Annotated in this window: 15 protein-coding genes; 14 read left to right on the top strand and 1 reads right to left on the bottom strand. The window is 32.5% G+C overall.

Translation table 11 applies throughout. The features are described 5' to 3' along the window. The first annotated feature begins 184 nt into the window (after positions 1-184). From FUA22_RS08410 to FUA22_RS08475, 14 genes are all read left to right on the top strand, one after another. Entirely contained in the window at positions 185-1,183 is a 999-nt protein-coding gene (locus tag FUA22_RS08410; protein WP_241664792.1) for a sensor histidine kinase, read from the top strand. Beyond that, positions 1,180-1,899, top strand: coding sequence for a LytR/AlgR family response regulator transcription factor (locus tag FUA22_RS08415; protein ID WP_147767526.1), 720 nt, complete (start codon positions 1,180-1,182; stop codon positions 1,897-1,899). The genes FUA22_RS08410 and FUA22_RS08415 overlap by 4 nt, the downstream gene beginning before the upstream one ends. A 19-nt stretch (positions 1,900-1,918) precedes the next feature. Further along, positions 1,919-3,232 (top strand): sugar MFS transporter, encoded by a 1,314-nt coding sequence (locus FUA22_RS08420; protein ID WP_147767527.1) that lies wholly within the window; start codon positions 1,919-1,921, stop codon positions 3,230-3,232. Between the two features lie 19 nt (positions 3,233-3,251). Further along, the gene (locus FUA22_RS08425; RefSeq protein ID WP_147767528.1) at positions 3,252-4,337 is read left to right on the top strand and encodes an acyltransferase family protein; all 1,086 of its coding nucleotides are present in this window, start codon (positions 3,252-3,254) and stop codon (positions 4,335-4,337) included. A gap of 30 nt (positions 4,338-4,367) precedes the next feature. Beyond that, on the top strand, positions 4,368-6,287 hold the full coding sequence (acs, locus tag FUA22_RS08430) for an acetate--CoA ligase (protein WP_317132106.1): 1,920 nt from the start codon (positions 4,368-4,370) through the stop codon (positions 6,285-6,287). Between the two features lie 175 nt (positions 6,288-6,462). Further along, positions 6,463-6,798 (top strand): arsenosugar biosynthesis-associated peroxidase-like protein, encoded by a 336-nt coding sequence (locus FUA22_RS08435; protein ID WP_147767530.1) that lies wholly within the window; start codon positions 6,463-6,465, stop codon positions 6,796-6,798. A 3-nt stretch (positions 6,799-6,801) separates the two neighbouring features. After that, entirely contained in the window at positions 6,802-7,857 is a 1,056-nt protein-coding gene (gene arsS, locus FUA22_RS08440; RefSeq protein ID WP_147767531.1) for an arsenosugar biosynthesis radical SAM (seleno)protein ArsS, read from the top strand. A 10-nt stretch (positions 7,858-7,867) separates the two neighbouring features. Next, on the top strand, positions 7,868-8,362 hold the full coding sequence (locus tag FUA22_RS08445; RefSeq protein WP_147767532.1) for a rhodanese-like domain-containing protein: 495 nt from the start codon (positions 7,868-7,870) through the stop codon (positions 8,360-8,362). Beyond that, positions 8,355-8,984, top strand: coding sequence for a TIGR04282 family arsenosugar biosynthesis glycosyltransferase (locus FUA22_RS08450; protein WP_147767533.1), 630 nt, complete (start codon positions 8,355-8,357; stop codon positions 8,982-8,984). Before FUA22_RS08445 ends, FUA22_RS08450 begins: the two co-directional genes overlap by 8 nt. After that, complete coding sequence (locus tag FUA22_RS08455) at positions 8,977-9,789, top strand: purine-nucleoside phosphorylase (protein ID WP_147767534.1); 813 nt, start codon at positions 8,977-8,979, stop codon at positions 9,787-9,789. Before FUA22_RS08450 ends, FUA22_RS08455 begins: the two co-directional genes overlap by 8 nt. 82 nt (positions 9,790-9,871) lie before the next feature. Continuing rightward, positions 9,872-10,840: an arsenosugar biosynthesis arsenite methyltransferase ArsM gene (gene arsM / locus FUA22_RS08460; protein WP_147767535.1), complete on the top strand. Its 969-nt coding sequence runs from the start codon at positions 9,872-9,874 to the stop codon at positions 10,838-10,840. 13 nt (positions 10,841-10,853) lie between these two features. Continuing rightward, positions 10,854-11,729, top strand: a complete 876-nt coding sequence (locus FUA22_RS08465) for a DUF547 domain-containing protein (protein WP_147767536.1) — start codon at positions 10,854-10,856, stop codon at positions 11,727-11,729. Beyond that, positions 11,722-12,483 (top strand): TIGR04283 family arsenosugar biosynthesis glycosyltransferase, encoded by a 762-nt coding sequence (locus FUA22_RS08470; RefSeq protein ID WP_147767537.1) that lies wholly within the window; start codon positions 11,722-11,724, stop codon positions 12,481-12,483. The genes FUA22_RS08465 and FUA22_RS08470 overlap by 8 nt, the downstream gene beginning before the upstream one ends. A gap of 73 nt (positions 12,484-12,556) precedes the next feature. Further along, on the top strand, positions 12,557-14,086 hold the full coding sequence (locus FUA22_RS08475) for a carboxypeptidase-like regulatory domain-containing protein (protein ID WP_147767538.1): 1,530 nt from the start codon (positions 12,557-12,559) through the stop codon (positions 14,084-14,086). On the opposite strand, the gene FUA22_RS08480 is transcribed toward FUA22_RS08475, so the two are convergent. Further along, the gene (locus FUA22_RS08480; RefSeq protein ID WP_147767539.1) at positions 14,087-14,815 is read right to left on the bottom strand and encodes a metallophosphoesterase family protein; all 729 of its coding nucleotides are present in this window, start codon (positions 14,813-14,815) and stop codon (positions 14,087-14,089) included. Positions 14,816-14,924 lie beyond the last annotated feature (109 nt).

Here is a 14,924-nt window from a genome sequence, read left to right on the forward strand (position 1 = left end):
ACATTCTAAATCCTATAAGCGATTTTGAGAAAATAAACAATTGTCAATTTAATTGTTAATTAATGAATATATCACTAAAATTGCCTTGTATTTATGAATTTTTATTAAAAAGATTCATTTAAAAATAAGAATCATTTCAATATTTAGTAAGAAAATAGGACAAACAATTCCAATTAGATATCATGTGATTTTCTGGTTGGGATACTTTGCATTTAATGTTTTGAGATGGGGTAACTACTTTGATGATTATGAGTATTCCTTTAAATCTAACGTAGTTGAATTTGCTATCCATATCGTCATTGTTTATAGCAACATCTTTTACTTAATTCCGAAATTTATTTTACGTAAAAAGTATAAAACCTATTTGGCAATTGTGGTTTTTATTCTGTTTATGGTATATGTTATTAGAACTGGATTGAATTATGTTTTAGTTACTAAAGAGGCTTATCCTGAGTCTGTTGTTCCTTCAAGTTTTTTTGACATAAACTATATTATTGAAGTAATTCTAGGAGAACTATATGTTATTTCGTTTGTTACTTCAATTAAATTTATTGTAGAATGGTTTTTAGAAAAAAAGAAAAATGAAGATTTAGCTAAACTTCAATTAAGCACTGAACTTAAGTATTTGCGTACTCAAATTCAACCACACTTTTTTTTCAATACCTTAAACAATTTATATGCATTGGCGCTTCAGAAATCTGATAACGCACCAAAGTTGGTAATAAAATTGTCCGAAATGATGCAATATGTCCTTTATGAAATAGATGGCCCTAAAACGGATTTATTAAATGAAATAAAGCATATTAATAACTATATGGATATTGAACGCCTTAGGTTTGATAATAGAGTTGAGGTAGATTTGGATATTACAGGTGATATTGAAGATGTAAAAGTCCCTCCTCTTTTACTTCTTTCGTTCGTAGAAAATTGCTTTAAACATGGTATGAAAGGTAATGATTTCTTAAAAATTAAAATGAGTTTTAAGTTATTAAATAATGGTTATTTAGAGTTTTCCCTTATTAACAATTTCAACCCTGAAATATCAAGAGAACCTTTATCAGGTATTGGTAATGAAAACGCAAAAAGACGGTTGAATTTATTATTTTCAAGCAATTATGTTTTAGAATCTAAAGAAGAGGGAGATATTTATAATTTATTTTTAAAAATACCGGTACAGTCATGAAGATCAAGTGCCTTATTATAGACGATGAGCCTTTAGCAATAACTGTGATTGAAAATCATTTAAAGAATTTTGATCATATAGAGATTGTTGAAACTTTCAACAACCCTTTAAAGGCATATAGGGTATTAGAACAGGAAAAGATTGATGTGATTTTTCTTGACATCAACATGCCCCAAATGACTGGGTTTTCATTTATTGAAAACCTTAGTTATAAACCTTTAATTGTTATAACTACGGCGTATAGAGAATATGCTGTGAAGAGCTTTGAATTAGATGTTTTAGATTATTTGGTGAAACCTATTCCTTTTAATCGATTTTTAAAAACAGTCAATAAAATTTATCAGCAAGTTTATGTTTCTAGTGCTACTGCTGATGCCTCTTTACAACAGGAACCTCATATTTTTTTGAAAGTGAACAAAAAACTCATCAAAGTGAACCTTAATGACATACTTTATATTGAGAGCCTTAAAGATTACATTAAAGTTATTACAAGTTTAGGTGATTATGTAGTACATAAATCATTGTCTTCAATTACTGAAGAATTACCACAATCTAATTTTATGCGGATTCACAGATCATATACAATTTCAATAAATAAGGTCATTGCTTTGGATGGTAATACAGTTGAAATATCCAATAGAAAAATCCCCATTGGTAGAAATTATTTAAAACAGACTAAAGAGCGCATTTTTAATATTAACGACGATAAGAAATAATTAAATTCCACTAATAATCATGACTAATAATCAAGAAAAAAATAAAACCCTAATACCAATTTTAATCATTGCCGGATTGTTTTTCATTTTCGGATTTGTGACCTGGATTAACGGGGCGCTTATTCCATTTATGAAAACCATCAATGAGCTAACGGATGCACAATCTTATTTAGTAGCTTCCGCCTCCTATATTTCGTTTGTGGTAATGGCGTTACCGGCATCATATATTATAAATAAAGTGGGGTACAGAAAAAGTATGTCTTTAGGTTTAGTGGTTATGGGCTTAGGGGCTTTGGTTTTTATTCCAGCTGCTGAGGCACGTACCTATTGGGTGTTTTTAACCGGTATTTTTATTCAAGGAGCAGGAATGACTTTGTTACAAACGGCATCAAATCCTTACATTACTATTTTAGGGCCTATTGAAAGTGGTGCAAAGCGAATAGCAATTATGGGAATTGCTAATAAAGTGGCTGGTGGATTAGGTTCAGTTATTTTTGGTGCCATTTTATTATCTGGAATAGATGATATTAAAGAGAAGTTAGTTACCGTTGATGCTTCAGAAAAAGCAGATTTATTAAATACCATGGCTGATAGCGTGGTAACACCATATATAGTTATGGCTGTTGCATTGTTCTTACTTGGTGTATTGATTAGAAAAGCACCTTTACCACATGTTGAAGCTGAAGATTCAGAAGAGGTTGAAACGGGAACTACTGCTAAAACCAGCATTTTTCAATTCCCTCATTTATGGCTTGGTGTAATCGCTTTGTTTGTATATGTAGGTGTTGAAGTAATTGCTGGAGATACTATTATATCTTATGGGATTTCATTGGATATTCCAGTTGAACAAGCAAAGTTTTTTACGTTATTTACTTTAATGGCCATGGTTGCTACCTATGCCTTAGGCGTATTCTTAATACCAAAATATATAAGTCAAGCCCTTGCGCTAAGAGTCAGTGCTATTTTAGGAATAGCACTTTCATTCTGTATTGTGTTTACAACAGGATTTACTTCTGTTCTTTTTGTGGCTGCTCTAGGAATAGCTAATGCTTTAGTTTGGCCGGCTATATGGCCGCTAGCATTAACAGGCTTAGGTAAATTTACAAAAACGGCTTCAGCATTATTAATTATGGCCATATCTGGTGGCGCTATAATCCCACCTTTGTATGGTGCTATTGTTGATCATAGAAAGGAAGAATTGATTACTACAGGCATAGAAGAAATTGCAGCAACAGCGGAAGCCGCCTCAAGTGGATATTGGATTTTACTACCATGTTATATTATAATTCTTTATTATGCATTTTGGGGTCATAAAATTGGTCTTAAAAAATAATAATTAAAGACTAATTACAGTGAAGCAACGTATTGCATCGGTAGATATATTAAGAGGATTCACCATAGTTGCTATGATTTTGGTTAATACACCTGGTGATTGGGGTAACGTTTATGCGCCATTATTGCACGCAAAATGGCATGGACTAACACCCACAGATCTTATTTTTCCATTCTTTCTTTTCATTGTGGGTATTTCCATTTATTTCGCTTATAAGAACAAACCGGCTAGCGGAACAACTTATAAAAAGATATTAATTAGAAGTTTAAAACTTATTGGACTAGGGTTATTTCTAAACATATTTATACCTCACTTTCCGTTTTTTGAAGATTTAGAAACTTTACGGTTTCTTGGGGTACTTCAACGTATTGGAATCGTTTTCTTTATTTCCGCAATTTTATATTTGAATTGTAATTGGAAAACACTTACAGGAATAAGTCTATCTATTTTAATAGGGTATTGGCTGTTTTTGGGTTATGTGCCGCTTCCTAATGGGCTTACTCCAACATTTGATAGAGCGCCAAATAATTGGGCTAATTATATGGATTTGCAAATTCTTGGTATGCACATGTGGCAACCAGATTTTGATCCTGAAGGTGTTTTGAGTACACTTCCTTCAATAGTGTCTTGTCTCATGGGTGTTTTGGTAGGGAAATTGCTTGATGCTTTAAAGCATATTAGTTTATTGTTAGTTACTGCATTAATTCTTTTAGTTTTTGGTTATGTATTAGACATTTGGTTTCCTATTAACAAAGCCATTTGGAGTAGTAGTTTTGTTTTGGTTACTAGCGGTTGGGGAACTTTATTTCTGGGGGTTATTTATTACTTGATTGATGTCAGGAAATTTCAATTTGGAACTATATTTAAATATGTAGGAATGAATGCCATTACTATATATTTCTTATCTAGTTTTATTTCAAAGTGTATGTATTTAATAAAGGTGAATGAGAACCATTCTATACATTCATATTTATATAATACTGTTTTTGTTCAATCATTTATACCATTAAAAACTTCTTCACTTTTATATGCATTAGTAGTTGTGATATTTTATATTATTTTAGCTTACACACTTTTCAAAAGAAGAATTTTCATAAAAGTTTAATTATACTCAAAACCAAAAAGTAACGAAAAAATTATGAGTAATTACCACATAAAGCATTTAGAGGAATATTATCAAGTTTACAGAAAATCTATTAGAGAGCCCGAAAATTTTTGGGAGGAAGTAGCCGAAGAACATTTTATGTGGCAAAAAAAATGGGAGAAGGTCTTAAGTTGGGATTTCACTAAACCCGAAGTAAAATGGTTTGAAGGAGCTCAATTAAATATCACAGAGAATTGCATTGACAGACATTTAGCAACTAGGGGAAACAAAACCGCTATTCTTTTTGAGCCAAATGACCCTAATGAGGAGGCTCAACATATAACATATAAAGAATTGTCTGAACGTGTAAATAAGTTTGCAAACGTTTTAAAAAATCAAGGTATAGGAAAAGGTGATCGAGTTTGCATTTATTTACCCATGATTCCTGAATTGGCCATTTCTGTGCTAGCCTGTGCTAGAATTGGCGCTATTCATTCTGTTGTGTTTGCAGGATTTTCATCCACAGCCTTGTCTACAAGAATTAACGATTCGGAATGTAAAATGGTCATTACTAGTGATGGTTCATTTCGAGGAGCAAAAACTATCGATCTAAAAGGCATTGTGGATGAAGCTTTAAAAGACACGCCATGTGTTCAAACAGTTTTAGTTGCAAAACGTATTGATTCTATTATTCACATGGAATCTGACCGAGACAAATGGTTACAACCTTTATTAGATGATGCCTCATCTGATTGTAAAGCTGAAGTAATGAATGCCGAAGATCCACTATTCATTTTATACACATCAGGATCTACAGGTATGCCAAAAGGAATGGTTCATACTACGGGAGGCTATATGGTATATACGGCTTATACTTTTAAAAATGTATTCCAATATCGAGAAGATGACATCTATTGGTGTACAGCCGATATTGGTTGGATTACCGGGCATAGTTATATTGTTTACGGACCATTGGCCAATGGTGCTACAACTGTAATGTTTGAAGGAGTTCCAAGTTATCCTGATTTTGGACGTTTTTGGGAAATAGTTGAAAAACATAAAATCAATCAGTTCTATACTGCTCCAACTGCTATTCGTGCTTTGGCAAAACAGGGTTCAGAATTGGTTGAAAAATATGATTTATCATCCCTAAAAACCTTGGGATCTGTTGGAGAACCAATTAATGAAGAAGCATGGCATTGGTACAACGATAACATTGGTAAAAAGAAAAGTCCAATTGTTGATACCTGGTGGCAAACCGAAACTGGAGGCATCATGATTACCCCTATTCCATTTGTAACTCCAACAAAACCAACCTACGCTACTTTACCATTTATTGGCATTCAACCAGCGTTAATGGATGAAAACGGTCAAGAAATTAGAGGAAATCAAGTAGATGGACGCTTATGTATAAAGTTCCCTTGGCCTAGTATGGCTAGAACTATTTGGGGCAACCACCAACGTTACAGAGACACCTACTTCTCTGCATTTGAGAATAAATATTTCACAGGAGACGGTGCATTGAGAGATGAAGTTGGCTATTACCGTATCACAGGCAGAGTGGATGATGTCATTATTGTTTCTGGTCATAACTTAGGAACTGCACCAATAGAAGATGCAGTGAATGAACATCCTGCGGTTGCAGAATCTGCTATAGTTGGATTTCCTCATGACGTAAAAGGAAATGCATTATATGGTTATGTTATTCTAAAAGATACTGGCGAAAGCAGAGATCATAATAATTTACGAAAAGAAATCAATCAAATTATTACAGAGCATATCGGACCTATTGCCAAATTAGATAAAATTCAATTTACTCAAGGCTTACCCAAAACACGATCTGGTAAAATAATGAGACGCATTCTTAGAAAAATTGCTTGCAATGACACAACTAACTTAGGTGATACTAGTACGTTGCTTAATCCAGAAGTTGTCCAAAGTATTATTGATGGAACTAAAAATTCAAATTAGACAAATTAATAATCACATTTTATAGTCTAACGAGATAAAAAGTCAAGGTTCATTTTAAATTAAAATGAACCTTTTACTTTTAATGAAAAAATAATTATAATCTTGTGTTAAGTCATATATTTAATATCGACTTAAGTTTTTAGATTTTTATCTTTAGAGAAAATTTACAAATACCATGCAAAAAACATATTACGATCCATCAGACTTAAGAAAATTTGGAAATATTACAGAATGGAATGAGGAATTAGGAAATAAATTTTTTGAGTACTACGGAAAAGTTTTTGAAGAAGGCGCCTTAACTGCAAGAGAAAAAGCATTAATAGCCTTAGCAGTTTCGCATACAGAACAATGCCCTTATTGTATTGATGCTTACACCAAAGACACCTTACAACGCGGAGTAACTAAAGAAGAAATGATGGAAGCTATTCATGTTGGAGCCGCAATAAAAAGCGGTGCAACGCTTGTTCATGGTGTGCAAATGATGAATAAGGTAAATAAACTTGAAATGTAATTAATGGCTACAAAGTCACTACATAAACGCGAAAGCGAATTAGCAAACACACAAAGACAATTACAAATTTTGTCTAATGGGATTTTCCTAAACGGAGAACTACCAACTTTTAAAGATAAAATTGCGGAAACAAATCAATTTCCGTTAAAAGCAAAGAAATTGGAAGTTCTTCAAATAAACGTTGGCTACATGTGTAATCAAGTTTGTGAGCACTGTCATGTAGATGCTGGACCTGATCGAAAAGAAATCATGACACGTGAAACCATGCAACAATGTTTGGAGGTTATCAAAAACACTGGAGCTCACACTTTAGATTTAACAGGAGGAGCACCAGAAATGAATCCTAACTTTAAGTGGTTTGTTGAAGAAGCCTCTAAAGTTGGCATTAAAGATTTCATTGTCCGCTCTAATCTAACCATTATTAAAGCAAACAAAAAGTATAATGATTTGCCAGATTTCTTTAAAAAGCATAATGTACATGTAGTAAGTTCTATGCCGCATTGGACCCGTGGAAAAACAGACAAACAGCGTGGTGATGGTGTTTTTGATAAATCTATTGAAGCCTTAAAAGATCTAAACGTAGTTGGTTATGGTATGCCTGATAGTGAATTAAGACTAGACTTGGTATATAACCCTTCAGGGGCATTTTTACCAAGTGATCAAGCTGGCATGGAAAAGGATTTCAAAAAGGCTTTATTGGAAGATTTTAATATTCAATTCCATAATCTATTTGCTATTACTAATCTACCCATTAGTAGATTTTTAGATTATTTAATCGCTTCCGAAAATTATGAAGATTATATGTATAATTTAGTAGAAGCATATAATCCTGCAGCGGTTGCTAATGTTATGTGTACAAACACCCTTTCAGTAAGTTGGGATGGATTTTTATATGATTGTGATTTTAACCAGATGCTGGAATTACCTGTTAATAGTAAAATAAAACACATCTCAGACTACAACGAAGAACTACTTGAAGGCAGAAATATTGTAATTTCACAACATTGTTATGGCTGTACTGCAGGGGCCGGAAGTAGTTGCCAAGGTACGGTCGCTTAAATTATTTATCATGCAAAGGACCATTCTTTTTCTGTTTTTAATGAGTTCAGTTTATGGGTTTTCACAAAAAAACCTATCTAAACTACTTAAAAAGCATAACAACGAAAGTATTCCGTATATTTATGTAGAGGAATTGAAATCATACCCTACAAATATTATTCTTTTAGATGCTAGAGAATTAAAGGAATATGCAACCAGTCATTTAAAAGATGCTATCTGTGTTGGGTATGATTTCTTTAACATAGATTCTACTTCTCTACAAATTCCAAATAAAGACTCTATGGTTGTTGTGTATTGCTCCTTAGGTATTCGCTCCGAAGACATTGCGGAAAAACTAAAAAAGGCGGGGTATAAAAATGTCTTTAATCTTTATGGAGGAATTTTTGAATGGAAAAATCAAGACAACCCTGTTTACAACCCTAAAGGCGACGAAACTGAAAAGGTTCATACCTTTTCAAAAGATTGGAGCAAGTGGCTAAATCAAGGCGAAAAGATTTATGAGTAAAGAACTAGTTATTGTTTTTGTGAAAAACATAAAACTTGGAAAGGTTAAAACACGTTTAGCCAAAACCATTGGTAATGAAGCCGCTTTTGAAGTTTATAAAGAACTTGTGGCAATCACAAAGAACGTTATAGATTCTATCACAACCGATGTGCATATATATTTTTCTGATGCCATAGTTGATTCAGAATGGATTGGCTATTCAAAGTCAATTCAAAATGGGATGGATTTAGGAGACCGAATGAAAAATGCATTTAATGATGGTTTTAATTATGGCTACAATCATATAATTTTAATTGGATCTGACTTACCTGAAATTAAAGCAAAACATATTGAGAAAGGATTTTTAGCATTAAAAGAAAAAGACACTGTTTTTGGACCTGCTGCAGATGGTGGTTATTATCTAGTTGGCATGTCAAAAATGAATAACATAATTTTTCAGGATAAACCTTGGAGTCAAGCTAATTTACTTGAAGAAACCTTAAACGAATTAACTAGAAATAGCACTACATTTACTACTTTAGAAACTTTAAACGACATAGATACATACAAAGACTTAGAAGCCTCAAGCTTTTATAAATTGAATGTAAAATTACAAGATAAAATCAAACAATTAAATGATTAAGCATATAGAAGAAACTGTTGAATACCTAAGAGACAAAGGATTTGAAAGTCCCGAAGTTGGTATCATTTTAGGAACGGGTTTAGGACAATTAATTGATGATGTTGACATCATTAAACAGGTAAGCTACAATCACATTCCAAACTTCCCAACAGCAACGGTAGAATTTCATAAAGGCAAACTTATTTACGGTAAATTAAGTGGTAAAAAAGTAATTGTTATGCAAGGGCGATTTCATTTATATGAAGGCTACTCATTGCAAGATGTCACATATCCAGTTAGAATCATGGAAAAATTAGGCATAAAAACCCTATTGGTTTCAAATGCTGCAGGCGCCATCAATTTAAACTTCAAAAAAAGTGAGTTAATGCTGATTGATGACCACATCAATCTACAAGGAAAATCGCCTTTGGCTTTTCGAGGCGTTGAACTATTAGGTGAGCGCTTTACAGACATGAGTGCACCTTATGATGCTGAAATAAACTCACAATTTGAATCTATAGCTAAACAAAACAACATCACACTACATAAAGGAGTATATGTTTCCGTTCTTGGACCTCAATTAGAAACTAGAGCAGAATACCGTATGCTAAAACTTATTGGTGCAGACGCTGTTGGCATGAGTACCGTTCCAGAAGTTATAGTGGCTAATCATCTAAAATTAAAAGTGGCAGCGGTGTCAGTTTTAACAGATGAGTGCGACCCAGATAACTTAGAACCAATAAATATTGAAGATATCATTGCAAATGCTGCCAAGGCAGAACCAAATATGATAACACTATTTAAAGAATTGATTAGAACACTTTAACTAGTAAACAGTATCAAGTTTCCAGTAATCACCCGTATAACTGCTAACTGTAGACTGAAGACTGCCAACTGAACACTAAAACATGAGTTACTTAGAAACCACAAAAGACGTATATAAAGAAGCTGCCTTAACCCCAGATGTAGGCTTGTGTTGTACCACAAATCCTATTTGGGAATTACCTGGATTAAAAATTCCGAAAATCATGCAGGAAATGAATTATGGTTGTGGCTCCACGGTGCATGCTCGAGACTTATCAAACAATCCAAAAATGTTATATGTAGGTGTTGGTGGTGGTATGGAGCTGTTACAATTCTCATATTTTAATCGTGAAAAAAGTGGTGTTATTGGTATTGATGTGGTTGATGAGATGCTAGAAGCTTCCCGTAAAAACTTTAAAGAAGCCGAAGACTTAAACCCTTGGTTTAAAAGTGACTTTATTGATTTACTAAAAGGAGACGCATTAAATCTTCCTGTTGAGGATAATAGTGTTGATGTTGCGGCACAGAATTGTTTGTTTAATATTTTCAAAGAAGAGGATTTAAAAAAGGCCATTACTGAAATGTATCGTGTTTTAAAACCTCATGGCCGTTTAGTAATGAGTGACCCTACATGTGAGCAACCTATGAGTGATGCACTACGTAATGATGATAGGCTACGTGCTTTATGCCTTAGCGGAAGTCTACCTATAAAAGAATACGTTAAAATGCTGACCGGTGCTGGTTTTGGAACCATAGAGATTAGAGCCAGAAAACCTTATAGAGTTTTAAGCCCAAAGCATTATGAAACTGAAGAATTGATTTATATAGAATCTATAGAAGTTGCGGCTATAAAAGACCCAATGCCAGCAGACGGACCATGCATTTTCACTGGTAAAGCAGCTATCTATTTTGGCGATGATGATTTTGTTGATGATAATGCTGGACATATTTTACTAAAAAACCAGCCATTAGCCATATGCGATAAAACTGCAGCTAATTTAGCTGCCTTAAATAGAGACGATATTTTTATTAGCGAATCTAACTATCATTATGATGGTGGTGGATGTTGCTAGATTTTAATTTACCATGCGTTTTTTATGCCTCCTTTTTATTATATGTTGTTTCGCGTCTTGTAAAGTAAATAAAGACATAATTGCTAAAGAAGAAACCGAGAAAACAACAATTAATGCAGAAAAAACTGCTGATGGTATAGTTGAAGTTATTAAAGACACAATTGAAATTCCAATAGAAGAAACTCAAAAAGTTAATACAGAAAATCACGAGTTTAATCAGATAGTAACCAAAAGAACTATTAGTTCTCATGATTTATGGAACGAACTTTTACAAAAGTATGTTTCAGAAGATGGCAAAGTTGATTACCAGGGTCTTAAATCGGAAAAAGAAGATTTCTATGGCTACATTCATATTTTAAACTTAATCTATCAGCATGAAAGTTTCAATATCCTTTCACAAAAGCAAAAACTAGCTTATTGGATTAATGCTTACAATGTTTTCACTGTAGACTTAATTCTTAGAAACCATCCTGTTAAAAGTATAAAAAACATCAAAAATCCTTGGAAGCAGCGCTATTGGAAATTGGGAGACAAATGGTATAATTTAGATGAAATTGAGCATCAAATTTTGAGAAAAATGGATGAACCAAGAATTCATTTTGCCATTAATTGCGCCTCAATTTCTTGTCCTAAATTGCAAAATAAAGCTTTCACACAAGTCAACTTAGAGGAACAACTAACCAAGGCCACTAATGATTTTTTAAATGATAGCTCTAAGAACAATTTATCTAAAGATAAGATTCATATTTCAAAATTGTTTCAGTGGTTTGCTAAAGATTTTAAAAAAAAGGGCTCTTTAATTGATTTTTTAAATCAATATTCTAAGTTTCAAATTTCCAATAAAGCAAAAAAGAGTTTTATGGACTATAACTGGGATCTGAATGAATAATATTTCAATCATTATACCTACTTTAAATGAAGCGGCGCATATTAAACAGCTCCTCATTCATCTTTTGAATAATTCTTCAAAAAAAAACATCTCAGAAATTATAATTGTGGATGGCGGCAGTAATGATAGCACTAAAAAAATAATAGAATCATTCACAATAACCAGAAAACAGTTACTACCTACAATAAACCAACAAACCGCGAAAGAGGACATCGTTATCCAGCTTATTCATTCTGAAAAAGGGCGTGCAAAACAAATGAATTTAGGAGCAAAAAATGCTACTGGAAATATTCTTTATTTCTTACATGCAGATTCAATTCCACCCAAACATTTTGACCAACTTATAATAGGCGAAGTAGAAAAAGGTAATGAAGCAGGCTGTTTTAGAATGAAATTTAACAGTAACCATTGGTGGCTAAAGATAGCTGGTTGGTTAACTAAATTTCCATGGCGTATTGCACGTGGCGGAGACCAAAGTCAGTTTGTAACCAAATCACTATTTAATGATATTGGTTGTTATAATGAGAAATATATAATTTATGAAGATAATGATTTAATTAGCAAGCTTTATAAACAGAAACAGTTTGTAGTTATTCAAGAATGGCTTATAACTTCTCCTAGATGTTATTCTGCTCACGGTGTTTGGAAATTACAATTTCACTATTGGAACATTCATTTAAGAAAGTGGTTGGGAGCTGAGGCTCAGACTTTAAACAACTATTATTTAAAACACGTTCTTGTTAAAAAATCATAAAACTGATGTAACAAAAAGTTAATTCTCAGGTCTTCTTTTTGTAATGACTTCAATTCACTGCAAAATAAAACCAATGAAGTATTCCATAACTATTCTACTTTGTTTAGTAACCTCAACTTTTTCATTTTCCCAAGAGTCTATTAGTGCCAAATTAATTGATTCGACAAACCAAAAACCCATTGCTTTTGCAAATATTAGTTTTGGTAAAAAATCTGGTGTTATTAGTAATAGTAATGGTGATTTTCAAATTCACTTTAAAAAGAAAATTTCCACCAAAGATTCTTTATTCATTAGTTGTTTAGGGTATAGAAATAAATCTATTCCGGTTTTGGATTTTACAGACAACATTATTTTTTTAAGTCAAAAATCTATTGAGCTAGATGAAGTTCTTGTATCAAACAAAACCTTTACAACAGAAGAAATCATTGAAAAGGTTAACCAAAATCTAAAGATGAATTATGGTTTTGATTTTGATAAAAGCAAACTCTTTTATCGAGAGTCCTACTTTAATAAAATCACCAAAAACAGCATTGATGTTAAAGAATCTACAATTCCCGAATTCAATCAAAAGTTTATAGATAGTATTATGACTATTATGCCTAAAGAAGCTGATGATTACACCGAAATATTAGGCGAACTATTCACTAAATCTGCAGAAGAAGAAACCAATAAATTAGATATTATTAAGGCCTCTCATTTATATGATAAGAAAAAAGAAGTCTCTTTTGAAGGTCTTGAAAAACGCTTTAATGACATCTTTAAAAAACACATTAAACGAGACTCCTATTTTAAGATTAAATCTGGTATTTTCGGAACCAAAGAAGAAATTGATTCTTCATTCTTTGATAGTGCAGACAATAAAGTGAAAAAAGAAAAAGAACAGACCGAAGCCTTTTTAAAAGAACAGAAAAAACGTGAACAAGAACGTAAAGAGAACTTTTTAAAATATAGAAAGCGTACAATTACCAATCTTAAGCATGACAGTTTTATTTTTGAAGACTCTCATTTAAATTTCTTGGAAAAATCTAAAAAGTATGATTTTGAGATTCTAGATTACCTTTTTTTAAACAACAATTTTGTTTACAAAATGAGTTTTGAACCAAAACGAGGTGCTGATTACAAAGGCACATTATACATAAACACTGATGATTTTGCCATTATAAGAGTTGATTATGAAAACATAAAACCAATAAGAAATTTTAGACTTTTAGGTATATCATATCAGGAAAAAACACACAATGGTACTTTAATATATTCTAAAAATGGCACAGGTGTTTATACTTTGAAATATGCCGAATCTGAAAATGAAAATAATTTTGGTATTAAACGCCCACTAAAAATTATTGAAAAAAACAAAAATGTAAAAGGCAGAAGAAAGCAGAATGAATTATCAACCGATTTGCATTTTATTATGTCTAATATTACTAGAAAAGAGTTGGTGGTTTTTGAAAGTGAATCTATAGATAACGCCACTTTCTCTGCTTATACTGAAACACCAAATGTGAGCCCCACCTATTTACCAGCGTACGACCCTAAATTTTGGGAAGGGCATAACGTTATTGAACCTAATCAGGCTATTAAAGATTTTAAGAGTATAGATTAATTATTTATTCCTCCCCTTCTCATCTGGATATAACGATGGCAACTCATCACTTTGCCATAATGTTTTAGTATCAATATCTATGGCTGACAACTTTCCTGTAAAAGCAGCGCCTGTATCTATATTCCATACATTAATAGCTTGCATTGGTGTCATAGAATTGTAATGGATTGTTGGGGTATGACCAATATAAATTTCTTTGTAATGTTTTAAACGTTTTGGATAGAGCTCTGAGTTTTTCTCAATGCGTTTATCCATGGTTGTAGCCATTTCCCAAAGGGTTCTATCAAAATATAAAGTAGTTTGAAACACTTCTTTTTCTACACCGTGCATAGATGTAAATCCGGCATGTAAAAACAATCTGTTTTCTGCATCAATATGATACATTTTCATATTTTCAAAGAAGGTTAAATGGGCTATCTTTTGGTCTTCGGTAAAGCCATCATAACTTTCCATAGTTTCTTTACCGCCGTGCATATACCAAGTTGGGTTTACTTCACCGCTTCTTAACCATTCTTCTGCCCAAACATCATGATTGCCTTTAATAAAAATACAATCTATGGTTCCTGATAGTTCTATTAAAAATTGAATGACCTGAGCAGCTTCACTCCATCCATCAACATAATCGCCTACAAAGATTAGACTATCTTCATCTTTTACCTCAACATTATTTAATACTTGAATTAAGGCTTTTAATCCGCCATGAATATCACCAATTGCAATTGTTCGCATTACTAAAACAAATTTTTTGCAAAACTAAGGGTTTACTTGAATTATGAAAACTTGAACAAAAGATTTATTGATTTGTTAACCTACTGTAAAATGCGTTAGGGATTGAGGC

It is taken from the genome of Seonamhaeicola maritimus (assembly GCF_008056315.1).
Lineage (GTDB): Bacteria > Bacteroidota > Bacteroidia > Flavobacteriales > Flavobacteriaceae > Seonamhaeicola > Seonamhaeicola maritimus.

Coding starts and splice junctions, on each gene's coding strand:
- FUA22_RS08415 (WP_147767526.1), top strand. CDS start 1,180: ATGAAGATCAAGTGCCTTATTATAGACGATGAGCCTTTAGCAATAACT.
- FUA22_RS08420 (WP_147767527.1), top strand. CDS start 1,919: ATGACTAATAATCAAGAAAAAAATAAAACCCTAATACCAATTTTAATC.
- FUA22_RS08435 (WP_147767530.1), top strand. CDS start 6,463: ATGCAAAAAACATATTACGATCCATCAGACTTAAGAAAATTTGGAAAT.
- arsS (WP_147767531.1), top strand. CDS start 6,802: ATGGCTACAAAGTCACTACATAAACGCGAAAGCGAATTAGCAAACACA.
- FUA22_RS08445 (WP_147767532.1), top strand. CDS start 7,868: ATGCAAAGGACCATTCTTTTTCTGTTTTTAATGAGTTCAGTTTATGGG.
- FUA22_RS08450 (WP_147767533.1), top strand. CDS start 8,355: ATGAGTAAAGAACTAGTTATTGTTTTTGTGAAAAACATAAAACTTGGA.
- FUA22_RS08455 (WP_147767534.1), top strand. CDS start 8,977: ATGATTAAGCATATAGAAGAAACTGTTGAATACCTAAGAGACAAAGGA.
- arsM (WP_147767535.1), top strand. CDS start 9,872: ATGAGTTACTTAGAAACCACAAAAGACGTATATAAAGAAGCTGCCTTA.
- FUA22_RS08465 (WP_147767536.1), top strand. CDS start 10,854: ATGCGTTTTTTATGCCTCCTTTTTATTATATGTTGTTTCGCGTCTTGT.
- FUA22_RS08470 (WP_147767537.1), top strand. CDS start 11,722: ATGAATAATATTTCAATCATTATACCTACTTTAAATGAAGCGGCGCAT.
- FUA22_RS08475 (WP_147767538.1), top strand. CDS start 12,557: ATGAAGTATTCCATAACTATTCTACTTTGTTTAGTAACCTCAACTTTT.
- FUA22_RS08480 (WP_147767539.1), bottom strand. CDS start 14,815: ATGCGAACAATTGCAATTGGTGATATTCATGGCGGATTAAAAGCCTTA.